At 64.3% G+C, this 24,334-nt stretch carries 19 protein-coding genes and 1 tRNA gene; 5 read left to right on the top strand and 15 right to left on the bottom strand.

Translation table 11 applies throughout. From position 1 onward, the window contains the following. Positions 1 to 29: 29 nt before the first annotated feature. Complete coding sequence (locus tag M8J71_RS02970; protein ID WP_256246518.1) at positions 30 to 293, bottom strand: hypothetical protein; 264 nt, start codon at positions 291 to 293, stop codon at positions 30 to 32. Positions 294 to 649: 356 nt separating this feature from the next. After that, the gene (locus M8J71_RS02965; protein ID WP_256246517.1) at positions 650 to 2,188 is read right to left on the bottom strand and encodes a CBM96 family carbohydrate-binding protein; all 1,539 of its coding nucleotides are present in this window, start codon (positions 2,186 to 2,188) and stop codon (positions 650 to 652) included. A gap of 983 nt (positions 2,189 to 3,171) precedes the next feature. Between M8J71_RS02965 and M8J71_RS02960 the strand changes: the two genes are divergently transcribed. Both M8J71_RS02960 and M8J71_RS02955 read left to right on the top strand, forming a co-directional pair. Continuing rightward, a complete protein-coding gene (locus M8J71_RS02960) occupies positions 3,172 to 3,858 on the top strand; it encodes a DNA alkylation repair protein (protein ID WP_256246516.1) in 687 nt (228 codons plus the stop codon). Positions 3,859 to 3,923: 65 nt separating this feature from the next. Beyond that, positions 3,924 to 4,886, top strand: coding sequence for a hypothetical protein (locus M8J71_RS02955; RefSeq protein WP_256246515.1), 963 nt, complete (start codon positions 3,924 to 3,926; stop codon positions 4,884 to 4,886). Between the two features lie 86 nt (positions 4,887 to 4,972). Here the strand turns inward: M8J71_RS02955 and M8J71_RS02950 are convergent, their stop codons facing one another. Then, on the bottom strand, positions 4,973 to 5,347 hold the full coding sequence (locus M8J71_RS02950) for a hypothetical protein (RefSeq protein WP_256246514.1): 375 nt from the start codon (positions 5,345 to 5,347) through the stop codon (positions 4,973 to 4,975). 735 nt (positions 5,348 to 6,082) lie between these two features. Here M8J71_RS02950 and M8J71_RS02945 point away from each other — a divergent pair. After that, positions 6,083 to 6,268 (top strand): hypothetical protein, encoded by a 186-nt coding sequence (locus M8J71_RS02945; protein WP_256246513.1) that lies wholly within the window; start codon positions 6,083 to 6,085, stop codon positions 6,266 to 6,268. 109 nt (positions 6,269 to 6,377) lie between these two features. Here the strand turns inward: M8J71_RS02945 and M8J71_RS02940 are convergent, their stop codons facing one another. The 11 genes from M8J71_RS02940 to M8J71_RS02890 form a co-directional block, all read right to left on the bottom strand. After that, positions 6,378 to 7,223 (bottom strand): aldo/keto reductase, encoded by an 846-nt coding sequence (locus M8J71_RS02940; protein ID WP_256246512.1) that lies wholly within the window; start codon positions 7,221 to 7,223, stop codon positions 6,378 to 6,380. Positions 7,224 to 7,286: 63 nt separating this feature from the next. After that, positions 7,287 to 7,757 carry a coiled-coil domain-containing protein 6 gene (locus M8J71_RS02935; RefSeq protein WP_256246511.1) on the bottom strand — a complete coding sequence of 157 codons (471 nt, stop codon included), beginning with the start codon at positions 7,755 to 7,757 and terminating at the stop codon, positions 7,287 to 7,289. Between the two features lie 5 nt (positions 7,758 to 7,762). After that, entirely contained in the window at positions 7,763 to 8,392 is a 630-nt protein-coding gene (locus M8J71_RS02930; RefSeq protein ID WP_163167956.1) for a bacterial proteasome activator family protein, read from the bottom strand. 78 nt (positions 8,393 to 8,470) lie between these two features. Continuing rightward, positions 8,471 to 8,674: a YbdD/YjiX family protein gene (locus M8J71_RS02925; RefSeq protein WP_256246510.1), complete on the bottom strand. Its 204-nt coding sequence runs from the start codon at positions 8,672 to 8,674 to the stop codon at positions 8,471 to 8,473. After that, the gene (locus M8J71_RS02920; protein ID WP_256246509.1) at positions 8,674 to 10,971 is read right to left on the bottom strand and encodes a carbon starvation CstA family protein; all 2,298 of its coding nucleotides are present in this window, start codon (positions 10,969 to 10,971) and stop codon (positions 8,674 to 8,676) included. The genes M8J71_RS02925 and M8J71_RS02920 overlap by 1 nt, the downstream gene beginning before the upstream one ends. A 245-nt stretch (positions 10,972 to 11,216) precedes the next feature. Next, positions 11,217 to 11,501 carry a DUF1540 domain-containing protein gene (locus M8J71_RS02915; RefSeq protein ID WP_066273802.1) on the bottom strand — a complete coding sequence of 95 codons (285 nt, stop codon included), beginning with the start codon at positions 11,499 to 11,501 and terminating at the stop codon, positions 11,217 to 11,219. A 103-nt stretch (positions 11,502 to 11,604) separates the two neighbouring features. Then, complete coding sequence (locus M8J71_RS02910) at positions 11,605 to 13,878, bottom strand: FtsX-like permease family protein (protein WP_256246508.1); 2,274 nt, start codon at positions 13,876 to 13,878, stop codon at positions 11,605 to 11,607. Continuing rightward, complete coding sequence (locus tag M8J71_RS02905; RefSeq protein ID WP_256246507.1) at positions 13,788 to 14,471, bottom strand: hypothetical protein; 684 nt, start codon at positions 14,469 to 14,471, stop codon at positions 13,788 to 13,790. Before M8J71_RS02905 ends, M8J71_RS02910 begins: the two co-directional genes overlap by 91 nt. Then, a complete protein-coding gene (locus tag M8J71_RS02900) occupies positions 14,471 to 15,208 on the bottom strand; it encodes an ABC transporter ATP-binding protein (protein ID WP_256246506.1) in 738 nt (245 codons plus the stop codon). Before M8J71_RS02900 ends, M8J71_RS02905 begins: the two co-directional genes overlap by 1 nt. Next, entirely contained in the window at positions 15,205 to 15,795 is a 591-nt protein-coding gene (locus tag M8J71_RS02895; protein ID WP_256246505.1) for a PadR family transcriptional regulator, read from the bottom strand. The genes M8J71_RS02900 and M8J71_RS02895 overlap by 4 nt, the downstream gene beginning before the upstream one ends. A gap of 127 nt (positions 15,796 to 15,922) precedes the next feature. Then, complete coding sequence (locus M8J71_RS02890) at positions 15,923 to 16,906, bottom strand: NAD(P)H-quinone oxidoreductase (RefSeq protein ID WP_256246504.1); 984 nt, start codon at positions 16,904 to 16,906, stop codon at positions 15,923 to 15,925. 107 nt (positions 16,907 to 17,013) lie between these two features. On the opposite strand from M8J71_RS02890, the gene M8J71_RS02885 reads away from it, so the two are divergent. Further along, a tRNA-Ser gene (locus tag M8J71_RS02885) sits at positions 17,014 to 17,101 on the top strand. Between the two features lie 515 nt (positions 17,102 to 17,616). After that, positions 17,617 to 22,167, top strand: coding sequence for an ExeM/NucH family extracellular endonuclease (locus M8J71_RS02880; RefSeq protein ID WP_256246503.1), 4,551 nt, complete (start codon positions 17,617 to 17,619; stop codon positions 22,165 to 22,167). A gap of 200 nt (positions 22,168 to 22,367) precedes the next feature. Here the strand turns inward: M8J71_RS02880 and M8J71_RS02875 are convergent, their stop codons facing one another. Beyond that, a complete protein-coding gene (locus M8J71_RS02875) occupies positions 22,368 to 24,308 on the bottom strand; it encodes an FAD/NAD(P)-binding protein (protein ID WP_256246502.1) in 1,941 nt (646 codons plus the stop codon). Between the last annotated feature and the right edge of the window lie 26 nt (positions 24,309 to 24,334).

The following is a 24,334-nucleotide window of genomic DNA, read 5'->3' as shown; positions in this document are numbered from 1 at the left end:
TGGGGTGCATGCTCTCCGGAACGCCGTGCTTACTCGAAGAGTTCGATGCGCGGTTCGCCCTGAACGCCTCCACGCTGCATGGCGTCCTTCAAGTTGGCTCCGGCAAAGAACGCCTTGGCGGCCGCCACACTCTCAAACTCATGGATGACCAGGACGTTGTCCGGATCGTCGGCCATCCGGTGTACCGACTCCTTGGTCACCCCGCCATCCTTCTGCATGTCGGCAACAGAGTCGTAGACCTTGCGCCAGGCGTCGTAATCGGCAACACGGTGAAGGATGAGTGCAATGGCCATGATGCTTCTCCTTTGAAGCGTGCCGCGGTACGCCTTCGGGCGGCACGTGCGGCATTCCGGGCGGCCCGGGATTGGACCACCTAGAGCTGTGCTACTCCCGCCAGGGCGGGCTGTCAACGGGTTATATCCTCATCGCCCAGCTCCATCAGGGGTTGCGGGACGAAGTGGCCTACTCAGGCAAATTACGGGCCCTGAGTTCTTTCACCTGCACGAATACATGCGCTGGCGGAATACGGCCTGGATCCCGGCAAAGCTCAGGGCCTGAGTCCGGTGCAATACCGGCCCCAGGCCCTCGCGGCTTTGATCTTATGTGGCCAGTCCACCTCCCGGGGACCGGTTCACATTGTCACGCTCCCCTAGGGGGAGGTCAGGGTGAGGATGAGTTTGGGCCTGCTGGCGGCGGTGGCGGCCTCGCTGGAAGCGAAATCCAACCCGTCGCTGCTGGAGGAATCCACGGCCAGCGACAGACTCTGGCCCAGTTCCGCCTGCAATACGTTCTTGTCGAGGTTGACGCTGTAGGTACCGGCGCTGGATGCACCGGTCAACGTCCCTATCGGGGTTGTTCCCGGTAGCGGGCGGGCGTTGAAGCGAATAGCGTTCTCGTTCCAGAGGTCGTCCGGGACCAGCTTGACTCTCTGGTTTCCCGTCGAGCCGTTGGTTGCCTGGAGCTGCAGCTTTGCCTCCATGATCGTCCTACCCGAGAGAGTCCCCAGGTCGAACTTCAGATAGCTGACCTCGGCGGGGCTGCCGTCGGCCCCCAGCGCCGTGGCCGAGCCGTTGTCGGTCGTGGCGGCACGGCCGGAGACATAGCTGTCCTCAAGCGCGTCAACGGTCACCGTCTGGGTCGTACCGCCACCAGGCGGTGGTGTGGTCGGGCCCCCAAGATCCAGGTAGGCGTGCCAGTACCGGGCGTTGGTCCTCGAGGCGGTCAACACCACCAGACCGGTCTGACCGTTGACGTTTTGTTTCGTTGATGTGGGGTCGTTGATGTCCTTGTCGGTACTGCTGCTGATGATGGGCGTGCCGGGGCCGGGCGCGAAGGAAACGTTGTCCAGCGGCGACTTCTTGTAATAGAGAGTGCCGCCCGCCTCCGGCGCGATCGCGAACATGTAGATCTGACGGTTCTCCTCGTCGATCATGACCATGGGCCGGGTGTGGGCGTCCTCGACAGTGCCGTACTGCGTGCTGGTCCACTGGCCATTACCATCGCGCACCAGGAGCGCCACAAAGGTTAGGCCGACGCCCTGCTTGGCTGTCTTGATCGCTGCGTAGAGGCGGCCGCTGCCGTCACCTGTCAATTGCCTGAGGTTTAGATGGTCGTTCGCGCATCCCCCACTGCAGTTGTTTCCTCCCCCGTAAGCGACCTCTGTCTGCCACGAATCATCTGGCTGGCCGTCCTGGTGGGTGGCCAGGTAAAACCTCTTATGCCCTACCCGCTGATTGCTCCACATGATTCCGATCTTGTTGCCCTGGAACGACGTGACTGCGGAGATGTCGTCGTGGTGCACGGAGGCGTTGGGAGTCGGTAGGACGAACGGAGTCCCCCACGCCGTGTCGCTCGTCGTCGAGCGGTTCACGTAGACACGGTTTGTGAGATCGGCCGAGACGACGGTGTAGGTGACCCATAGCTTATCGAGGGAGTCTTTGGCCACCGTAATCGATTCCGTGCTCCCCCGGTGCAGGGTGACAGGGAATCCCGCGTCCCGTGAGTAGGTCTTCGTGGCCGCGTTGTAGCTGAAGCGGTGAAGCGCTGCGGACCCGGCGGTCACCGCGGCCTGGGTTGGAGGCGTGGTCCACTCCGAGAGCACAGTGGTGCCCGACACGACATAGAGCTTGCCGGTTTTAGCGTCCCAGAGCGCGTCACCGCGCGCACTCGGCCGTGCGTCAACAACCATTGGGGTTTCCTGCCACGCCTGCGTTGCGCCGTCGAGCTTGTGGATTATCGTCGCATTTGCGGACGCACTCCACATCAGCCCCCACCAGGTCCCGTCCTGGAACCAGAGTTTGCTCTGGGCCTTGTCTGCAGTCGGCGTTTCAACGCCGTCGCCGGCATATGATGGCCCAGGCTTTCCGACATCAGCGGCCTGGGCGGCGACGGGGAGTGCGACAACCCCGGCCGCGGCGAGTAGCAGAGCAATTAAAAGGCGTAGCAGACGCATAACGGTGCCCTCGGATCTAGGTCGATGGAAGTCCTTGCGGTATCAGCGAGCGTATGGTTCGCCCCAGGAAGTGTCACGAGTAGCTTGTACTTCCTTTTCTCCGCACGGTTAATCCGCTCTCCGTAAGTAGCGGGATTATCTTGCCGCCCATTGTTTAGGGATAGGGTTACCGCTTAATTCAATTTTTAGGCATATGGGGTTTTCCGGCATTCCACCAACACAGGTATAGGGGGTTTTGTTGCGCATTCCACGAACACAGATATAGGGGGTTCTGTTGTGCGTTCTTTGTGACCTTAACTAATTGATGTCTTGCAACCAGCCAAAAGGCGCCAGCCACCACCATCATCCGATGCGCGTTGTAGCAGGCCGGGCGGATGTGATGGTGATGAACAGGACGGGCCGCGGGATTTCCGCGAGTAGTTGAAACAGCGAAAAGTCGAGTACTTCCTACTGATGAATAGCCGGTGACCGGCACCTAGTCTTGTGGGTACGGCAGCATGCCGCCCACGGCTGCTGCCGGCCAGCCGCGTTCACCGGGGAACGCGCTTCGTCCCCCGTACGTGCCCGGCCTGGGGTACAGTCTGCCCTGTCCCTGGCGGGTCCACCGTGTTGCTGCGTCGGCTCCAACGGCGCCTGATCCGTATGGGAACGGGCTGGCGTGTACTGGAGGCCTGCTTCATCGTAGGCTGAACTTTCCACGCGAAGGAGAGGTGACTGTGATGGCCGGAACTGCATTAACCGGGACGAGCGTGCCCGAGCTGATGGCCGAGCTTGCGGACCTTGATGATCCGCGGGCACGCGAGATAAACGAAAAACACGGCGACGATCACGGCGTAAACCTCGGCAAACTGCGGGCCATCGCGAAGCAGCTGAAGACGCAGCAGGAACTCGCCCGTGAGCTCTGGGACACCGGCGACACCGCAGCCAGGCTGCTGGCCCTCCTGATTTGCCGCCCCAAGGCGTTCGGGCGCGACGAGTTGGACGCGATGCTTCGCGAGGCCCGCACACCCAAGGTGCAGGACTGGCTCGTGAACTACGTGGTGAAAAAGAACCCACATTCAGAAGAGTTGCGGCTGGCCTGGTTCGCCGACTCCGATCCCACGGTCGCCAGCGCCGGCTGGGCATTGACATCCGTACGGGTGGCGAAGCAGCCCGAAGGCCTCGACCTGGCCGGACTGCTGGACGTCATCGAGGCCGAGATGAAAAGTGCGCCGGATCGCCTGCAGTGGTCGATGAACACTTGCCTGGCCCAGATCGGGATCGGGCACGCCGAGCAAAGGGACCGGGCGATTTCCATAGGCCAGCGCCTTGAAGTGCTGAAGGACTACCCAACTCCTCCGGGCTGCACGTCGCCGTTTGCGCCAATCTGGATCACCGAAATGGTTCGCCGGCAACACGACAGCTAGCACAAGCCCGTGGTACTGCGGGTTCGGACCAGCCTGATTTGCCCGACCTGCTTAAGATGGCGTCCATGGAAGACGAGGCCCTGGCAGAGATCGCGAACGAGCTCTATGCCAAGCCGATGGAAGACTTTGTGTCAGCACGCGCCGCCGCAGCCAAGGAAGCGGCCGGTTCGGACAAGGAACTTGGAGCAGCTGTACGCGGGCTGCCAAAGCCCTCGGTTGCCGCCTGGGCGGTGAACATGCTGGCCCTGCACCAACCGGACGTCCTCGCCGAACTGGCGGATCTCGGCGGCACGATGCGCGGGGCACAGACGTCGCTGGACGTCGCGGCACTTCGGGAGCTGGGACGTGAGCGCCGGGTCATGCTGGCCGCCGCCGTCGATACTGCCCGCTTGGTGGCCCAGCAGCAGGGCCGGGCCATCAGCGATGCTATGGCGACGGACATCGAGGAGACTTTGCGGGCCCTGACGGCGGATGAAGGCGCCGCTGCTGCTGTCCAGAGCGGACGGCTCCTGAAGACACTCTCCGCCGACGGCGTTAATGCCGTGGAGCTTGAGGGCTCCGTGGCAGTCCCCGCCGCCCTGCCCGCACCCAAGGCAGCTCCCGCTCCGTCGAAGGTGCCCACCAGGAAGGAACAGGCAAGGAGTACGACGGCGGCCGGCACCACCCGGCCCAAGCCGGACAAGCCGCGGCTTGAGGCAGTCCGGCAGACACCGCGGCCAACGTCACCACCCGCACTGGAGAAAGCCAAAGCCGCCCTGGCGGAAGCACAGGCGGCAGAAGCAGAGACAGGGCAGCTCGCCCGGGACCTGCAGGACCAGGCGGACGAAACACGGACTGAAATTGCTGAGCTGCAACAGGAGATAGCAGATCTTCGGGCGCGCCTTAGAGCGGCCGAGGACCGGCTGGAGCAGTTCCGCAAAAGGCTGGCAAGCACCACTGCCGAGGCCAAACAGGCCGCGCGGGCCGCGGACAAAGCGGAGCGGACGGCGATGCTCGCGCAGGAACGGGTCCTCCGCCTGGGCAACTGATGGACCAGGGGTGGCAACTCCATGGTCTTCAGGATTCTCGCCGGGTCTGGCGTTGCCCGTATGGCCCTCAACTCACGTTCGTTGAGTCAGATTGAGTTCGTGTTGGGACTGTGGTGAAAGCGGCCAAACCGCTGGAGGAACAGGAACATACCGAGGAAGGTTACGAGACCTAGGGCAGGCCCTGCCCATAGAGCTACCGGGTTGCCGTGGATGAGCACGGCTGCGCCGCCGAAGACGGCACCGAGGATTCCAACCCCTGGGTTCGCAGTAGCAAGCTTCCCTTGTATATTGCGGCCGACCTGCCTGTAGTGGATGCTCTGCAGGACCACGAATAAAACGAAGGCAGCTACCATCGCCACAGACCACGGGGGATCCGTCATGGCCACAACACTAACGGTTACTCCGAACAGGGATGACAACGCCAGCCAGTAGTTCCGCGTGGTTGATTTAGAAGCAGTCATTAGCAACCTTTATTGAAATCGATGGCGGAACCGGCAGTCATCTTGAAGCCGGAGCCAGCAATGGCGGCATCTGTGCTGTTACCTCGTGCAACACAGCCTCAGATCCCTCCGCGCTGATCGTCCTGTTCCCCAAAGCATTAGCTGGCGCCACAGAAACGAAAACGAGTCCAACCACCGCAACAGTGGTCGTAAGTATCCAAAAAATTCTGGACCAATACGCAGGTGCACAAAGCACTCTAGAAACCCCAAATATCTAGATGTACCCGCCCTGTTGAGCAGGCGTCAGGGCCAACAAATTTGCCAGGTACCCTGTTCGAGGAAGCTAGGGGGGGGCTTAAATGAAGATATGCAAGTCACGTGCGCCAAGACGGGAGTTGCTGACACGATTGTGATGCACCTAGCCGCTTCGGCAACGCATGAGGCAGGGTAACTAAATAACTACTGAAGTTGGCTTACGGCGTCGGCCAGCAACAACGGCCGCTCCTCGAGTCTCAGGTGATCCATTCCTCACTGGCCCAGCAACACCGCGCCCACGGTGCAGAGAGAGCCAGGGAGCCGTGCGGTCAGCGAGGACACAGCAGGCAGAAAAGGGACATCCGGGACACCGTCATCACAGCCGGCGGGTCCAAGGACATGGACGTTCTGGATATGAAGAGCTGGCGACTTGTCCACGTCTCACAGCAACACGCGGGGCTGATTCCGAGGAATGTCAGACCCCGGTTGCACACTGGATTTATGGAAAACCAACTCGTACAGGAATTTCACGTCACCTACTTCGATGCCGACTGTGGCCGCGCACGCGCTGAAGTCTTTGACACCTTGGCGGAAGCCGAACGGTCCGCCAGCCGCCACTGTGCCGGCGAAGACAGCTGGGCCGTCGTGGACGCGGTCCCGGTCCAGCACCAGCGTATTGCCGCCTGAGTCGAGGCCGGCGAAAAGTCCAGGCCGCTTAAAGCAGTGACCCCGTTTCCTGGGGAGTACCCAGGAAACGCGGGTCAACGGTCCTGCTTAGGCCTGCGCCCGGCTCAGCCTAAGCGAAGTCAGCAACTGCAGGATCGGCTCCGATACGGCCTTCGCCCTTGGCACTGCGGTCCAGTGCGTTGATGGCCTCGATGTCGTCCGCGTCCAGGGAAACATCCAGCGCCGCGAAGTTCTCGCGGATCCGGGTTTCGGTGACGGACTTGGGAATGACCACGTTGCCGATAGCGAGGTGCCAGGCAATAACCACCTGTGCAGGCGTGGCACCGTGCTTGGCAGCGATGGAGGCTACGGTTGCATCCTTGAGGAGTTCGCCGCCCTGGCCCAGCGGTGACCAGGCCTGGGTCAGGATCCCCTTGGATGCACCGAACTCGCGCAGTTCGCGCTGGCTGAAGTACGGGTGGAGCTCGATCTGGTGGATAGCCGGAACCACGCCTGTTTCATCAATGATCCGCTCCAGGCCTTCGACGGTGAAGTTCGAAACACCGATCGACGTGACGCGTCCGCGCTTCTGCAGCTCGATCAGCGCCTTCCAGGTATCCACGTACTTGTCCCGCTTGGGCGTCATCCAATGGATCAGGTAGAGGTCCAGGGTCTCAAGGCCCAGCCGGTCCATTGAGTCCTCGAAAGCGGCGAGGGTGGACTCGTAGCCCTGGTCTGAATTCCAGAGTTTGGTGGTGATGAAAAGCTGCTCCGGCGACAGGCCCGAGCTGGCAATAGCCCGGCCAACTCCCGCCTCATTGCCGTAGATCTTGGCGGTGTCGATGTGGCGGTAGCCCGCCTCGAACGCCTGGCGGACAACCTTCTCCGCCACTCCGTCCTCGACCTGCCATACGCCATAGCCGAGCTGGGGGATCTGGTTACCGTCGTTGAAAGTCAGTGTCGGTGAAAAAGTCATGCCTCACATATTGCCAAATCCGCTGCCCTGAACAGGACGATTCGGGCCGACTAAGCCACACGCTTAACCAGGAATATCGCGGGAGCCCAGGCTTTCCTCCCGCAGCTGCCTCTCGGCGTCGGCCACCTGCTGAAACACTGCCTCCGCGCGGCGCCGCACGGAGGCTGCTCCTACGGGGACGGGGCCGACGGCGAGGCGCAGCATCGCAGCGGCTTCGGCGGTGGTGGCAAGGGAGTTGCCCGCCTTGGACAGCGAGCGGTGGACAGGTGCGAGGGCAACCGGGATGTCCAGGCCCTCACTCGGCGACCGTTGCTGTGCCTCCACGCAGACCGCCCTGACGCGATCCAACAGCGCGGCCAGCTCGTTGGCGATGTCCACCAGTTCCCCGTAGAGCTGGTCGTCCTCAACTCCTTCGAGGACCTGATGGAATCGGTCCAGCCCCCGGTGGAAACGGTCGTGGGCCCGGCGCCACAATCCCTTCCCAAGTTCCGCATCGTCCTTGCGCCCCTGCCTGGCGGCGCTGAAAAAGCCCAATGACCCTAGAGGTACTGTCCCGGACCGTGGTCCGGATCATTGGGCTGCCCAGGACGGGCCGGAGCCCCGGCGCGGTGGCCGGCCGAGGCACGCTGGGGCTCTCCGTTTTCCCCAATGACGACGCCGGGCGCGATCACCGTGCCGGGAGGAAGCTGGCGGAGCTGCAGCTGCGCGGCAGCGTGCTCGCGGGCGGCGTGCTGGGCAGCAATGGCCGTCTGGATGCCGTGGAACAGGCCCTCCAGCCAACCCACCAGCTGGGCCTGGGCTATACGCAGCTCAGCGTCGGAGGGTGTGGCCTCATCCGAAAAGGGGAGGCTGATCCTGTCCAGTTCCTCCACCAGTTCAGGGGCAAGCCCATCCTCCAGCTCTTTGATGGAACGCTCGTGGATTTCGGCGAGCCTGCCCCGGGCGGCGTCGTCCAGCGGGGCGGACTTCACCTCTTCCAGCAGCTGCCTGATCATGGTTCCGATCCGCATTACCTTGGCTGGTTCGTCCACCAAATCCTGCAGGTTGCTGCCTTTGGGCTTGCCGCCGTTGTCCGGGGCAGCCGGCGCAGGGGCCGGAAGCCCGTCGTCGATGGTGGTGCCCTCTACCGGGAGGTCCTCAGGTGCCTGAGTGTCTTTCGGATCGCTCATGCGTTCATACTCTCATGAGCGATCCGCCCGGGGTCCACTCCATGAAGCCCGCCGAGGGTTTGTCCGCTGCAGGCTAAATCAGCAGCACCGGCCCTGGGGATTGGAGTCCTGGCGGTCCGTGCGGTCCCGCCAGAACTCACGCTCGCTTAGAGGCGGAGCGCTATGGCCTGCAGCCCGGTGATGCTCCAGGTACTTCGCGTAGGCATCCGCCCCCAGCACGCCGCCAAAATAGCGCGCGAACCCCTGGAAGCCTTTGGCAACCGCGGCGAGTCCGGAGGTCATCAGTGGTGGCCTGCCCTCTCGAACCTCAGCTCGGCCGGGACCTTGTCCCACTCAGCCATCAGCTCCCGCTCTGCCGGCGTCGGAATGAGCCCGGCCGGTGCGAAGACGCGCGAAGGCCTGGCGGGGTCCTCATTGCCCCTGGCGGCTGTGGCATCCGTTCGGTTGCGGAACGCCCTGACGGTGGCGAGCAACGCCGTCGCGATCACGATGATGCTCAGCACCACGAAGATGACCGACAGCCAGCCCTGGATGGCGGTATTGCGCACCACCGCCTCCATCGCTGCCACGGACTTCGCGGTGCCGAACTCCGTCTTGCCTTCCGCCAGTGCCTTGCTGAAGGCTGCGTTGTTGGCGAAGTAGCCCACTGCCGGGGTGGACGAGAAGATCTTCTGGTAGCTCGCCGTGATGGTGACCACCGCGGCGAAGGCCAGGGGCAGCGCCACGATCCACAGGTACTTGAAGGTTCCTTGCTTGGCGACGATGGCCAAGCAGACGGACAAGGCGATTGCGGCGAGCAGCTGGTTGGCGATACCGAACAACGGGAACAGCGTGTTGATGCCGCCGAGCGGATCGGTCACGCCCATGAGCAGCACGGCTCCCCAGGCGCCCACCATGATGGCGGTGCAGAGCCAGGCGCCGGGCCGCCAGGAGGCTTCCTTGAACTTGGGAACGAAGTTGCCAATGGAGTCCTGCAGCATGAACCGGGCAACGCGGGTGCCGGCGTCCACCGCCGTGAGGATGAAGAGGGCCTCGAACATGATGGCGAAGTGGTACCAGAACGCCATCATGGCAGTGCCGCCGATGAACTGCTGCATGATGTGCGCGAGGCCGACGGCGAGGGTTGGGGCACCGCCGGTGCGCGAAACGATGCTTTCCTCACCAACGTTCGCGGCGGTCTGAGCGAGGAAGTCCGGGGTGATGTTGACGCCGGCAAGGCCCAGGCTGTTGACCCAGGTGGCGGCTGTCTCAACGGTTCCGCCGGTGAGGGCTGCAGGAGAGTTCATGGCGAAATAGAGGCCGCGGTCGATGGAGATTGCCGCGACCAAAGCCATGATGGCAACGAACGACTCCATCAGCATTCCGCCGTAGCCAATGAACCGCGTCTGCCGTTCCTTTTCGACGAGCTTCGGTGTGGTGCCGGAGGAAATCAGGGCGTGGAACCCGGAAAGGGCGCCGCAGGCGATGGTGACGAACAGGAAGGGGAACAGTGCGCCGGGGAAGACCGGACCGTTGTCCCTGCTGGCGAACTCGCTGAAGGCCGGGACGGTGATCTCAGGGCGCACCACGACGATGGCCAGCGCGAGCATCACGATCACGCCGATCTTCATGAACGTGGACAGGTAGTCCCGGGGGGCCAGGAGCAGCCACACCGGCAGGATGGCTGCGATGAAGCCGTAGATGATGAGTCCCCAGGCGATGGTTACCTTATCCAGGGTGAAGATATCGGCGCCCCAGGGGGTCTCAGCGACAATGCCGCCACCGATGATCGCCGCCATCAGCAGGACAAAGCCGATCAGGGAAACTTCCATAATCTTGCCGGGCCGCAAGTAGCGGAGGTAGACGCCCATGAACAGGGCAATGGGGATGGTCATGCCAACGGAGAAGACCCCCCACGGGCTTTCACCAAGGGCGTTGACGACCACAAGGGCCAGGATGGCCACAATAATGACCATGATCAGCAGGGTGGCGATCAGGGCTGCGGTGCCGCCGATTACACCCAGCTCCTCCCGGGCCATCTGCCCAAGGGAGCGCCCGCCGCGCCGCATCGAGAAGAACATGACCAGGTAGTCCTGCACTGCACCGGCCAGGACGACGCCGATGATGATCCAGATAGTGCCGGGCAGGTAACCCATTTGGGCCGCAATGACGGGTCCGACCAGCGGTCCGGCTCCTGCGATGGCGGCGAAGTGGTGGCCGAACAGGACGTTACGGTCCGTGCGGACGTAGTCCTTGCCGTCCGCCTTGTACTCGGCGGGGGTGGCCCGCCGGTCATCGGGCCGGGTGATGTAACGCTCGATGACCTTGGAATAGAAGCGGTAGCCGATCAGGTAGGTGCAGACCGAAGCAAACACGAACCAGATGGCGTTGACCGTTTCGCCGCGAATGATCGCGAGCATGAACCATGCCACGCCACCCAGCAGGGCAATCGCGGCCCACAGGGCGATCTTCCCCGGTGTCCATTTTTTGTCTTCCGCCTCGCGGACCTTTTCGTCCAGGGCCGAGGGAGGGAGATCGGTGTCGGTGGCAACCGCACCTTCGCCCCGGGCTGCGCTCCGTCGATCAGGCGTTTCGGCCATGTCTCCTCTTTGAGATTCTTTTTCGCTTCTGCTGACAGGCACCCTACCAACGACCGGTGCGTATCGCGCTGGATTTTGCCGCTTAAGGAAAAGCCCTGCGCCAAGCGGTTGGCGGCCGGCGCCAAACGACATGCTGCGGCTGCAGTCCGCGGCGCTGCCGGCCTGCGTACCGTCCACGCAAAGAGGGCCCCCACCCGGTGTTCCGGACGGAGGCCCCCACTCCCGCCGGCGGCGGAACGGGTTTGCTAGGCGTGTGAATAGGTGAGGCAGTCGGCGTTGTCGGCCCCCGGTCCAACATGCACTTCAGCTGCCTTGCACATCAGGTGGTCGTTGTGGACACACTCGGAGCGCTGGCATGCTCCGACGTCGGCCAGTACCTTGGGCAACCCGCCATGCATTCCGGTGTCGATGAACGTGGCGCAATGTGCGTGGTTTTCGGCACCGCCCACGGTAATGGCGGCGGCATTGCAGTTGGTGTGGTCGTTAAAGGAACAGTTCGTTACGCTGCAGTCTGCGACGTGCGTTGTCATGGAAAGTCCTCCTGGGTTCCGCCGCCCTGGCCGGGCGGCTCCTGAACCCCACGGTAAGCCTGTTGGGAACAATCAAAAAGACCCAATTTAGTGACCTAATTGCTCATATCCCCACCGCGCGCCGCGATGCCGGCAGTCGGGCCCGGGTGAAGAGCCAGGCCAGGAAAGTACCGGTCAGCGGAACTGCAACCAGGAGTGCCAGCAGGTGCAGCCAGGGAACGTCCACCGAAGCGCTCATTCCGGTAGCACTGGCAATGAGAACTGCGGGCAAAGCACCCGCGGAACAGCCGAGCAACGTCCCCAGACCGGACGTGAGCAGCGCCTGCGAACCGGCCAATCCTTTCCGCAGCCGAGGGGAGGCACCTACTGCAGCAAGCGTTGCGTGATCCGGACGGGCATCCGCAAGCGACAAGCCCGCGGTAATACCGGCAGCACTGAACGTGATCAGTGCGCTGAGGGCAACAATCGACCAGGTCATCCAGGGATTCTCCTGCGAAATGCCCGGCTCCACCCAGAACCCTGCCCTGGGTTGCTGGTAGACGGCGGCAACGGCGGCAGCTGCCGCATCCGCCTCAGCCGCGGACGGGTGCCGGTTCAACTGGACCAGGAGCTCAGCGGGCCCAGGCTGCATACCGAGCCGTTGGGCCGTCTCTTCCGAAATGAAGCCGTAGTACGGAACGGCTTCGGCAGGCTCAACAACCGCGGCGGCAAGGGCAGTACTGCTGACAGTTTCATGCATTAAGTAGGGGTCCGGCTGTTCGGCCTGCGTGCGGACATCCTGCGCCAGCAGCACGGTTTCCCCATCGCGGACGAAGACGGGGTTGGTCACCACCATGCCTCCCGCGTCCAGGACAGCCAAGGCCTCCTGGCCTGCTTCACGCCCGAGCACGGCCCCAATGACCTCAGCGTCACCAATCATGATCGAACTCTGGGATCCCGGCGACTGGGCGAGGGAGCCCCGGCACCGCCAGTCGTCACGGTTTACAACCCTTCCCTGCGGCGTGACGGGGCATTCGTTGCCCGGGGGTTTGGCCAACGAATACTGCAGGCAGTTGGAGGTGGCCGTCCTGGCCGGCACCGACAAGTCCGAGCCGGGCCCGAACGCGCAGTTTCGAACATAGGCTGGAGCACTAATCATCTTCGTCCAGGCAACGCTGCTGCCGAGGGCACCCGTTAGGGCGGAAGAAAGATCCGCTGCTTCGACGTCGACCGGCGGCTGGCTGCTGCCGTCAGCCAGGAAAGGACGCTCGATGGACAACGGCAGAAAGGTCTGGTTCTCCAGGGCATTCCAGTAATGGTTCTCCCGCATCCCGGCCTGCTGACTGGCCAAGAGGACCAATGCGGCGCTCGCGAGGGTGGCGGCGGCGAGAACAGCGGCCACTGCTGGTATGGTGCGGCCACGGTTCCTGGTGGAGTCGCGGGCAGCCAGCCGCACGGACAGCGGCAACCAGTCCGTTCTGGCGGTCAGGACAACAATGACCCAGCCGACGATGAGCACAAAGCCGACGACGGCAAGGACGGCTCCCGCAATCAACAACCCCGCAACCAGTGGGAGCTGCCCGGCTTTTATGTCCGGATCGGCGGCTGACTGTCCGAGCAGCCATCCCGTGGCCAGCAGCCCGCCTGCCACGAGCAGCAACGCGGCCCCGGCCAGGCTTGTCCGTTTTCCATTGCCGGCAGGGGCCCTGCCGGATTTGAGGGCGCCGAGCGCCGCCTGCCGGGCTACCTGGTTCGCCGGAGCCATCGCCGCAAGGATGCAGCACACCAGGCCCATGACCATGGAGACCAGTGTCAGCGGCACGTCAGGATGGAAGCCGGGAAAGCGCGGGGAACCCATAAAGCGTACCCAGTGCACCACGGCTGCCGCCGAGCAGAGGCCCAATGCGGCACCGGACAGGACTGCAATGCCGCCCAGCCACAGTCCCCCTGCCGTCACCACGGAGCGGACTGTCGGTGAATCGGCTCCTGACGCCGCCAGCAGCGCCAGCTCCCGAACCTGTCTTTTGGCACCAACCGCGAAAGCGGCTCCTGCCAGGAGGCCAACCTCCAGGAGCGCCAGAGCGGCCATCAGGCCGAACGTGGCATAAAGCGCCATAAAGTCTGAACGCCGCTGAGGAGGCGGGGCGCCCTGGATAGCCCGCTGATCCGCAGATGGCGGATTAAGCACCACACTGCGCGACAGCACACCCACCCCTTGGCTGTTGGCCTCCCGAACAAGGGACCACGTCACCGGTTCCGGGCCAACAAGGTAGTAGGACACTGCCTGCGCAGATCCGGGCTGCTGGTTCAGGACAGAATCCGGCACCTGCCCGTCACGCAGGAAAATATAGGAGTTCCGATCCGAAGCATTGGCATCCCGGAGGGTTCCGACGGGCACAAAAGAACCCGCCGACACGTCGTTATTTGCTCGCCCAGCCCAAGGCTGAACCGCTCCAGCAAGCCGGGAGAAACCAAGACCTCTTCCGCGGACCGGGGAGCCCTTCCCTCAAGGAGTGCGTACTTTCCTGTAAAGGCGGGATGCAGTGCGTCAACCAGCCGGCCCTGCAGGGACACCGTAGCCGCCCCCACACCCGTTGTCAGGTCCAACTGGCGTTGCGGCAGAACCTCATAACCCGGCGGGATAAGGTCCGCAGGGTCCGCGCTGGTGAAGTCCGCATCATGGACTCCTGTGCTGTACGCAACCATTGCGTCGTTCAGTGGATCCTGGACAGAATCGGCGTTGGGCACGGGCAGGGCACTGAACCGGGCCTGCGTGCCCCCTAGCTCGTACCGGACAATTTCTTCCGGAGTTTTCTGCGTGCTCTGGAACAGAGTAACCGCCCCGCTCATGCCGGCTACCGGAAGCATGATCAGCAGGATGATGAGCAGCGAGCGCCCTTTGTGCCGGTTGATGTCCCGGCGGGCCATGAGCAGGGCAACGCGGAAACTGCCCCGGCGCCCGCCCGGGGCCGGGGCGAGGTCCAGCGGCATCAGAGGCCTGCCTGCGCCAGCAGAACAGCGGGATCCTGCAGTGCAGCCGCTTGGTCCACGATGCTGCCGTCGCGAAGGAACACCACGCGGTCCGCCCAGGCCGCGTGCCGGGCCTCGTGAGTGACGAGCATAACGGCGGCACCTGCCTCCGCACGGGAGCGCAGTACTTCCATGACCCCTTGGCCGGTAGTGGAATCAAGTGCTCCCGTCGGCTCGTCCGCAAGGATCAGGCGCCGTTGTCCCACGACGGCACGGGCTATGGCCACGCGCTGCTGCTGGCCTCCGGACATCTGGTCCATGAAGCGGTCCGCCAACTCGGGGATTCCCACCTGCCGCAGCGCGTCCAGCGCCTGCCGATGGGCTTTCCGGGATGCCGTGCCGTCCAGTTCCAGCGGCAGCGCCACGTTCTCGGCCGCCGTCAGGGTGGGGACGAGGTTGAAGTCCTGGAAGACGTAGCCGACGGCGCGGCGCCGGAGGCGCGCCAGGTCATTCAGCCCCAACCCCGCCAGCGGGGTGGACTCAACAAAGACACTGCCCGACGTCGGGCGGTCCAGTCCCCCGGCGAGCGCCAGCAAGGAGGACTTGCCGGACCCGGACGGTCCCATCACCGCAACGAACTCTCCCGCACCGATGGTGAGGTCGACGTCGCGAAGTGCGGCAACCGCCGTCGCGCCCTCCCCGAAAGTTTTGCTCACCCCGGCAAGTTCCAGGACCTGCTGCGCACCCTTGACGCTCACCGGCGGCTGTCCGTGCTGAGCGGGGCTGCGGCTTCGGTAACCCCAATGGACGTCCTGCGTGCCTGCGCCTGCTGGACCATCCTGGCTTCACAAAGATCCAGCCAGCGGACCTCTGCTTCCGTTTGGAAGATCAGGGAATCAATGACCAGCAGCCAGGCGGTGTCTCCCGGGCGCTGGCTCGTGGCGGTGTCCCTGCGGGCCTTGGTGTAGTCCTGCAGGGCCCTGATGGACGCCACCCGCTGCGCCTGGATGATGCCTTGCACGTCCACGCCCGGGATGGTGACGGCGAGCGCCAGCTTGATGGCAAGCTCGTTGCGCGGCGGGTTGTTCCGCTCCACCGGGGCCGCGAACCAGTTCCCCACCTCGGCTTTGCCGGCGTCGGTGATGCTGTAGATCACGTGGCCCTCGCCGTCGTCGCCGTCCTTGGAGACGAGGCCGTCGCGTTCCAGCCGGTCCAGCGTGGTGTATACCTGACCGATATTCAGCGGCCAGGTGGCTCCTGTGCGGTTTTCGAACTCGACCCGCAGCTGGTAGCCGTAGCGCGGCTGGTCCTGGAGCAGGGCGAGGAGGCTGTGGCGGATGGACATGGCGCTCCTTGCGCTTGAATGCTTTGGTGTGCACGCTCCCCCAAGGCGCGTGCATACCGCGTATGTCGGAGCGTAACGCAGGAAGGATGCCGAAGCAATACTCAGTATCTATGCCACCCCAACGTCCCTACATGAGCAGGAGAATCTTCCCCACGTGGTCGCCGCTGTCAAAGTACTTATGCGCGGCCTGGACCTGGTCCAGCGGGAAGGTCTTGGCCACCAGCGGACGGATCCTGCCATCGCTGACCAGAGGCCAGACGGCATCACGGACCGCGTTCATGATGGCACCTTTTTCTTCGACCGGCCGTGGCCTTAGCGCCGTTGCCACCACCGCGGCCCGCTTCTTCAGCAGCTGGCCCAGGTCCAGCTCCCCCTTGGTGCCGCCCTGCAGGCCAATCACCACCAGGCGTCCGTAGTCGGCGAGCGCATCCACATTCTGCGCCAGGTACTTGGCACCGACGACGTCGAGGATCACGTCAGCGCCACGCCCGCCATTCTGCTCGCGGAGGCTCGCCGGGAAATCCTCTTCGGCGTAATTGATCGCGATATCGGCACCGAGGAAGGCTTTTGCCGTCCCCACCTTTTCGTCCGTGCCGGCCGTCGTTGCCACTTTGGCGCCCAAGGCCTTGGCCAGCTGGATGGCCATGGTACCGATACCGCCGGTGGCACCGTGGATCAGGACGGTCTCGCCGGCCTGGAGCTGGGCAGTCATCACCAGGTTGGAGTAAACAGTGGCGGCCACCTCAGGCAGCGACGCCCCGGTGACCAGGTCCACGCCGTCGGGCACGCGCAGGACCTGCTCAGCCGGCACCGCCACCTGCTGGGCATAGCCGCCGCCGGCCAGCAGTGCCACCACCTTGTCGCCAAGGGAAAAGGGCTTGCTGACGCCGGGACCAAAGCCTGCGATTCGGCCGGAAACCTCCAGCCCCGGAATCTCGGAAGCGCCGGGCGGCGGCGGGTAAAAACCCCTGCGCTGCTGCACGTCCGCGCGGTTCAGACCGGCGGCGACGACGTCGATCAGCACCTCCCCGGGTCCGGGCACCGGAGCGTCCGCCTCGCGGACCTCAAGTACTTCCGGGCCGCCCGGTTCGGATATGTAGACGGCTTTCATGGAACACTCCCGTTTCTGACTGAATACTGGCTGCAACCAGTGTGCACCGGACAGCTTCCGGTCTCTGTTTTGTTGCAGGCAAGTGCCTATGAAACACTACTAGTCGAGGAAGGTTGTCCGAGCGGCCGAAGGAGCTAGTCTTGAAAACTAGTGTGCGGTAACCCCGTACCAAGAGTTCGAATCTCTTACCTTCCGCGATTGGGACCCCTGTCCGCCAGCGTGCTGGCGGACAGGGGTCCTTCGTTTGTCCCGGCACCTGCAGGCGATGTGCCGGGCGGTCAGCGACTTCGGCAGGGTTGCGCACCTGGCAGATCCCATGGGCGGCATGTTCAAGGTTATGTCGAGCCCCTCCGGGTCTATGCAGGACCAGTAGGCAGAAGCCTGGTTCATGGATCGCAAAAATGTTAAAAGAACTGCCGGCCGGTATTCTTTTGTGATGGCCGGCACATGCGGTTCCGGCCACCAACCCAACCACTGCTGACAGCATCACCGGACCGGGCTACTGGGGCGCCGGCCGGCGGGGCAGGACGTTCCGCTGGGGAACGTCCTGCCGAATGCACGCGCTATCAACCTTGCGTTCATTCAGCGCTGTTGTGATGTGCCGGATACCACTTGACCAGGAGCAGGATCCGGGCCCTCGTCCATCCGTAAAACCTGGACACCTTCCATCGGCTCCCCTACCGGGGAGACCCTTCTGAAAGTAAGAGCGGATGCATCAATCACCTTGGAAATTAGCGCTGGGGACAGCGCTGTCGGCGGGGCTCATAGCCCCCTTTGCGGCGCTTCCTGCTGCTGCCGACCCTGTCGCGGAGGTCTCAGCCGCGGCGGGAACCTCGCCCGTTGTGATCAACGAGGCCTATCTCAGCGGTGGCAGCGCCGGAGCTGCCTACAAGAACAAATTCGTTGAGCTGTACAACTCCTCGGACGCTCCGGTTTCCCTGGAGGGCTGGTCGCTTCAGTACCGCGCCGCCTCAGCCATCACAGCCCCCACCGGCGTGGCTGCACTGACCGGTTCCATCCCGGCGAGGGGGCATTACCTCATCCAGGGAGGAAGCAATAACGGTGGCGCTGCCGGTGCAGACCTGCCGGCAGCGGACCTGGTGGCCGCCGGCATCAACCCCTCGGGCAGCGCCGGGACGCTCATCCTCGCAAAGCAGCGCACCGCCGTCGTGCTGGGCACCGGTTCCCAGGTGGAGCCAGCCGGCGTGGCCGATCTCCTTGGTTACGGCACCTCGAACACTTTCGAAACGCAGGCAGCCCCGGCGCCGTCCGCCAACACCGACGTCAGAAGCCTGAACCGCGCAGCCGGCGCGGACAGCAACAGCAACTCCGCGGACTTCTCGCTCAGTGCCAGCATTACCCCGACGGCGGGGGGTGGCACCTCGGCCCCGGACCCCACGCCTGCCCCAACCCCTGACCCCACGCCCACCCCTTCAACCCGGACCATCGCCGAAATCCAGGGCACGGGCACCGGTAGCCCTCTGACCGGATCCACGGTGACCACCACGGGCAAGGTCACGGCAGTCTTCCCCACCGGCGGGCTCAACGGCTACTACGTGCAGACCCCGGGAACCGGCGGGGATCTGACGGCAACCAACCATGCGGCGTCGGACGGGATCTTCGTCTACTCCCCCGCCACCGCGGCTTCAGTCCAGGCCGGAGACCACGTTCAGGTGACGGGCGCGGTGGCCGAGTACTTTGGCATGACCCAGCTCAACGTCACGGCAGCGACAGGGCTCACCAAGCTGACAGACCCTGCACCCGAAGTGAAGGCGACCACCTTCACCCTGCCCGCCAACGAGACCTTCCGTGAATCCCTGGAAGGCATGCTCCTGGCGCCCCAGGGCCCGTTGACGGTGACGGACAACTACACCCTGAACCAGTACGGCGAGATAAGCCTCGCCGGCGGAACAACTCCGCTGGTCCAGCCCACCGCCGTCGCCCCCTACGGCTCAGCCGAGCACACGGCAACTGTGGCGGAAAATGCCGCCCGGGGCATCAAGCTCGACGACGGCTCCAGCACCAATTTCCTCAGGGACGCGGCCACGAAGGCGCAGTTCCTGCCCTACCTGACCACTACTGAACCGGTACGGGTGGGATCCCCCGTCACGTTCACCACCAACGTGGTCCTCGGCTATGCCAACGATGCCTGGAAGCTCCAGCCACTGACACACCTGACGGAGGGCAACAAGGCCACGGTACAGCCCGCCACGTTCGGTGCCACCCGCACTGAAGCTCCCGCCGCGGTAGGAGGCAACCTGAAGCTCGCCTCCTTCAACGTCCTCAACTACTTTCCCACCACAGGCGACACCTTGGCGGGTTGCACGTTCTACGAGGACCGGGCCGGCAACCCCATCACTGTCCGCGGTGGCTGTGATGCCCGCGGCGCCGCCAACGCTGAGAACTTCGAACGGCAGCAGGACAAGATCGTCGCGGCCATCACCAAGGCCGGCGCGGATGTTGTCACGCTGATGGAGATGGAAAATTCCGCCCAGTTCGGCAAGAACCGGGATGACGCCCTGGCCAAGCTGGTGGATGCACTGAACGTCCAGACCCCGGGCATCTGGGACTACGTCCGTTCGCCTGCCAACGCGCCGCCGCTCAGCGACGAGGACATGATCCGCACCGCCTTCATCTATAAAAAGGCAGTTGCAGAACCTGTGGGTGAGTCCATGATCCACAACGACACCGTGGCATTCGCCAGCGCGCGCAAGCCGCTGGCCCAGGTCTTCAAGCCAGTGGGTGGCGGCGCCGGGACAGAGTTCATCGCCATCGCCAACCACTTCAAGTCCAAGGGCTCCGCTGCCACTCCGGAGGACACGGACAAGGGACAAGGTGCGTCCAACCTGGCGCGTACAGCCCAGGCGAAGTCCCTTCTGGAGTTCACCAAGTCCCTGCAGCAGTCCAAGGGCACGGACAAGGTCTTCCTCATCGGCGACTTCAACGCGTACGCCAAGGAAGACCCCATCAACGTCTTCACGGCGGAGGGCTACGTCAACCAGGACGACAAGGCACGCAACGCCGACGGCACCGCCAAGCACTCCTACCTGTTCGGCGGAATGGTGGGTTCCCTGGACCACATCCTGGCTTCCCCGGCAGCAGACGCCACGGTCACCGGAGCCGACATCTGGAACATCAACTCGGTTGAATCCGTAGCCCTGGAGTACAGCCGCTACAACAACAACGTCACCGACTACTACGCGCCGGACCAGTACCGCGCCAGCGACCACGACCCTGTGATTGTGGGCTTGAACCTGGCGTCCGCACCCGCCACCGTTGACCTGAATTTCCTGGGGATCAACGACTTCCACGGCAGGATTGACACCAACACGGTCCAGTTTGCCGGCACCATTGAGAAGCTCCGGGCCGCAGCCGCTCCCGGCGCCACCGCTTTCCTCTCGGCCGGCGACAATATCGGGGCGTCGCTGTTTGCGTCCGCCGTCGCCAAGGACCAGCCCACTGTCGACGTGCTGAACGCCCTGGAGCTTCAGGCATCCGCCGTAGGCAACCATGAGTTCGACGGCGGCTGGGCGGACCTGCAGGACCGCGTCGTCGCCGGCGGTGCCAATGCGAAGTTCCCCTACCTGGGAGCCAACGTCTACAAGAAGGGCACCACCGAACCGGTCCTCCCCGAGTTCACCGTCCTGGACATGAACGGGATCAAGGTGGCCGTCATCGGCACCGTCACCAGGGAGGTTCCCTCCCTGGTGACCCCCGCCGGCATCACCGACCTTGAGTTCGGCGACCCGGTGGACGCCATCAACCGGGCAGCGGCGCGGATCACGTCGGAGAAGCTTGCCGACGTCATCATCGTGGAAAACCACGACGGCGCGGGTTCGGGAACTGTGGAAGGCGCCACCTTGGAGGAGGAAGTGGCCGCCGGCGGACCCTTCGCGAAGCTGGTCACCCAGACCTCCTCAGACGTCGACGCGATCTTCACCGGCCACACCCACAAGGAATACTCCTGGGACGCCCCGGTCCCGGGTGGCGAGGGCAAGACCCGCCCCATCGTCCAGACGGGCAACTACGGCGAGAATGTGGGGCAGATCCAGCTCACCGTTGACACCGCCACCAAGGAGGTAGCGGCTTACAAGGCCGGCAACGTCAAGCGGACCACCGATCCCGCCGCTGACCTGATCGCCGCCTTCCCGCGGGTTGCCGCCGTCGACGCCATCGTCAAGAAGGCACTCGCGGATGCCGCCGTCGTGGGCAACCAGCCCGTTGGCGCTGTCACGGCGGACATCACTACGGCCTTCACTACTGACGCCGCCGGTGTTGCCAAACGTGATGACCGCGGCAGCGAGTCCACCCTGGGCAACCTGGTGGCCGATTCCCTGCTGAATTCGCTGCAGCCGGCGGAATTGGGCGGCGCCGAAATCGGTGTGGTCAATGCCGGCGGACTCCGGAACGAGCTGTACTACGCGCCCGACGGAACCATTACTTACGCCGAGGCCAACGCGGTGCTCCCGTTTGTGAACAACCTGTGGACCACTTCCCTGACCGGCGCCCAGTTCAAGACGCTGCTGGAGCAGCAGTGGCAGACCAACCCGGACGGAACGGTGCCCAGCCGCGCCTACATCCAGCTCGGCCTGTCCAGGAACGTGAATTACACCTACGATTCGGCCCGGCCCGCCGGGGACCGCATCACCTCCGTCCGGGTGAACGGGGCCGCGCTCGATCCGGCCAAGTCCTACCGGGTGGGTACGTTCAGCTTCCTGGCTACCGGGGGCGATAACTTCCGGATTTTCACTGAAGGGTCCAACACCAAGGACTCAGGCCTGGTGGACCGGGACGCGTGGATCGGATACCTGCAGAGGAGCAGCCCGGTCTCGCCTGACTTTGCCCGCCGCTCCGTTGCCGTCACCAACACCACCTCCGGTGAGGTCAAGCCGGGTGAGCCCATCACGCTGGCAGTGTCCAAGCTGGACCTGACGTCGCTCGGCAGCCCGGTCAACAGGACTCTGTCAGCCGTGTTCACCGACTCTGCGGGCACGGCCACCCAGCTCGGATCCGTGCCCGTGGAAGCCGGCGCAGGGAACGTCAGCCTGCCCGTTCCCTCGGGCGCCGCTGCCGGCACAGGAACCCTTGTCCTCACCGCACCTGAATCCGGCACCGCAGTCACTGTTGAGGTGACGGTGGCAAGCGTTCCAGTTGAGCCGGTGTGTACCCCGCCGACGAAGCCGACCAAGTGGTACGACGTCCTGGGCTGGATACGCTACGCTGCAGCCTGGCTCCAGTACCAGGTGTGCCTGCGGGGCTAAGGGACCGGTTTCGGCAACCGCCGTCAACGCTCTCTCACTTGATGCGCGTCTTTTCCGAACGCTCTCTCAGCTAATGCGCGTATTCCTTCAACGCTCTCTCACCCAAGTGAACTGGGTGAGAGAGCGTTGAAGTTTAGGGCACGTCAAGTGAGAGAGCGTTGAAGTTTAAGGCGCATCAAATGAGAGAGCGTTGGGGTTTGCTAGAGCCCCAGGATGGCGCCGGCGATCTCGTCGGCGTCGCGCAGTGTGCGCTGGCCGCTGCGGTAGTTCGGCCCGCCGGACTGCACGGCTTCGGCCGCGATGGCTGTGCCCCACTGGGTGGAGGAGAGCTGAAGTCCCAGCACGTAGAGGCCTTCCGTCACGGAACCGTTCGCTGCCAGCGGGCGGTAAGGGTGCGGCTCAACATCCAGGCCGGTGGACTGCACAGGGGCACCCTCTACCGACATCATGAGGCGTGGCCGCACCAGGCCGTCGGCCAGCAGCTGCTCCAATACCGGCGAATCGTTGGCGGAGACTCTGTTGCCGGGCGCCAGCGCCTCCACCATGGTCCGTGCTGCCACCGGTGCATCGTCCACCCATGGCGAGAAGGCAGTGAAGACACCATTCCTGCGGTCCACCCCGAACTTGGGGTCGGGCCCCACGAAACTGACCACTCCTGCCCTCGCCAGCGCCGCGAGCTGTTCGGAGCGCAGCGCAGGAGGCCCGCTGGCCAGTCCTTCCACAAACGACTCGAACCAGCCACGCAGCCCAGCGACCCAGGATTCATCGGTGATGCCGCCGTCGGCTACCGCTGTCTTCAGCACCGCGCGGCCATGGTGGAGGGCACCGATGGCCATCTTCACCGGGTCATCCTCGCCCAGGGCGGAGCGGCGCGCATCGTCCAGCAGGTACTCCACGATGGCGGCGTCGAGCTCGGCGTGCGACCCGAAGGACCGGCCGGCCAGCGGCGCAGCGAGCCCCGGAAGGTCCAGCCGGTGCCGGGGGCCAACGTGGACAGCGAGGACGCTCTCCACGCTGTCTTCCCAGTTCGCGGCACTGTGCGCGTGCGGGTGGAGTGCCTCGTCCAATGCCTCGAGGAAGGCGGCCGAATCAGGCACGGCATTGGGTTGCGAGCGCACCAGGGTGGAGTAGTAGGCCCAGAGCGCATCGCGGTGCAGGAGGGGCCAGAAATCATGGTCGAATGCAGGGCGGATACCGGTCTTGTTGAAGCGTTCCAGCGCAGCCTCGGTGAAGTAGCGCAGGGTCACGGATGCCGGGTAGTAGCCGTTCAGCGCGGCTTTGGCCCGATACGGCGTTCCTCGCCGGGAGGCAGCAATGATGCGCGGTTCCTGGCCCGAGGGCTCGTAACGGAGCACCGTCTCGTTGCTGATGAACTTGCCGCCGCGGCCCTCGGTCAGCTGGCCCATGGTGTCGAAGAAGTTCAGTCCCATGCCGCGGACCAGCACAGGTTCCCCGGACGGAATCAGGGACCAGTCCACGTCCGCCGGCACCGCAGGAGGAAAATACCGAAGGCCCAACTGCTCGGCCGCGGACTGCAGCTCACGCTGTTCAGGATTCAGCCGGGACGGGATGTGGCCGAGCGCCAGCACTACGGATCCGGTGCGGATCGTGGCTCCCGTGGCCAGGCCGACGTCGAACGTTCCGTCTCCTGAGGGGCGCACCGACAGTGCGGACGTTTCGTGGAAGTCGATGGTGACGCCGTCCGGTGCGTTCCGCATCAGCTCCTCCACGGTGCTGCGGAGGTACCGGCCATACAGTGCACGGCTGGGGAAATCGCTGGCGGTCAGGACCGCAAGTTCCGCCAATTCTTCTTCGCTCAGGGACGGTGCAGGGTCCTTCTGCTGCCGGGCCCGCCACTGGTCGAAGGTGCTGCCGGCGACCGGCGGCGCCAGGGCAGGGTCCTCGGGGATCAGCGTGGGATAGAAGGACTGCGTGTTCATCAGGAACAGCCGCGACTGCCCTGGCTGCCACACGTGGCCCGGACCTGCCGGATAGGGATCAATGACATCGATGTGGAGCTGCACCGGGCCCGCGCCGGCCGCTGTCAACGCGGCGCTGCGGGCAAGCAGGCGTTCCAGGACACTGGTGCCCCGGGGACCCGCCCCAACAATGGCGGTCCGGATGCTCTGCGTTTTTTCCACGGCATCCAGAGTACGGGCTGAAACAA

The sequence above is a fragment of the Pseudarthrobacter sp. R1 genome (assembly GCF_024494415.1).
In the GTDB taxonomy this organism is placed as follows: Bacteria; Actinomycetota; Actinomycetes; order Actinomycetales; family Micrococcaceae; genus Arthrobacter.
This window is presented reverse-complemented; position numbering and strand designations above follow the sequence as displayed.

What these genes read in the sequence shown, in the direction of transcription:
- M8J71_RS02970 (WP_256246518.1), bottom strand. Translation starts at nt 293, where the DNA reads ATGGCCATTGCACTCATCCTTCACCGTGTTGCCGATTACGACGCCTGG.
- M8J71_RS02930 (WP_163167956.1), bottom strand. Translation starts at nt 8,392, where the DNA reads ATGAGCGATCCGAAAGACACTCAGGCACCTGAGGACCTCCCGGTAGAG.
- M8J71_RS02890 (WP_256246504.1), bottom strand. Translation starts at nt 16,906, where the DNA reads ATGAAAGCCGTCTACATATCCGAACCGGGCGGCCCGGAAGTACTTGAG.
- M8J71_RS02880 (WP_256246503.1), top strand. Translation starts at nt 17,617, where the DNA reads ATGCATCAATCACCTTGGAAATTAGCGCTGGGGACAGCGCTGTCGGCG.
- M8J71_RS02945 (WP_256246513.1), top strand. Translation starts at nt 6,083, where the DNA reads ATGGAAAACCAACTCGTACAGGAATTTCACGTCACCTACTTCGATGCC.
- M8J71_RS02950 (WP_256246514.1), bottom strand. Translation starts at nt 5,347, where the DNA reads ATGACTGCTTCTAAATCAACCACGCGGAACTACTGGCTGGCGTTGTCA.
- M8J71_RS02965 (WP_256246517.1), bottom strand. Translation starts at nt 2,188, where the DNA reads ATGGTTGTTGACGCACGGCCGAGTGCGCGCGGTGACGCGCTCTGGGAC.
- M8J71_RS02925 (WP_256246510.1), bottom strand. Translation starts at nt 8,674, where the DNA reads ATGACCTCCGGACTCGCCGCGGTTGCCAAAGGCTTCCAGGGGTTCGCG.
- M8J71_RS02920 (WP_256246509.1), bottom strand. Translation starts at nt 10,971, where the DNA reads ATGGCCGAAACGCCTGATCGACGGAGCGCAGCCCGGGGCGAAGGTGCG.
- M8J71_RS02960 (WP_256246516.1), top strand. Translation starts at nt 3,172, where the DNA reads ATGGCCGGAACTGCATTAACCGGGACGAGCGTGCCCGAGCTGATGGCC.
- M8J71_RS02940 (WP_256246512.1), bottom strand. Translation starts at nt 7,223, where the DNA reads ATGACTTTTTCACCGACACTGACTTTCAACGACGGTAACCAGATCCCC.
- M8J71_RS02895 (WP_256246505.1), bottom strand. Translation starts at nt 15,795, where the DNA reads ATGTCCATCCGCCACAGCCTCCTCGCCCTGCTCCAGGACCAGCCGCGC.
- M8J71_RS02915 (WP_066273802.1), bottom strand. Translation starts at nt 11,501, where the DNA reads ATGACAACGCACGTCGCAGACTGCAGCGTAACGAACTGTTCCTTTAAC.
- M8J71_RS02955 (WP_256246515.1), top strand. Translation starts at nt 3,924, where the DNA reads ATGGAAGACGAGGCCCTGGCAGAGATCGCGAACGAGCTCTATGCCAAG.
- M8J71_RS02905 (WP_256246507.1), bottom strand. Translation starts at nt 14,471, where the DNA reads ATGCCGCTGGACCTCGCCCCGGCCCCGGGCGGGCGCCGGGGCAGTTTC.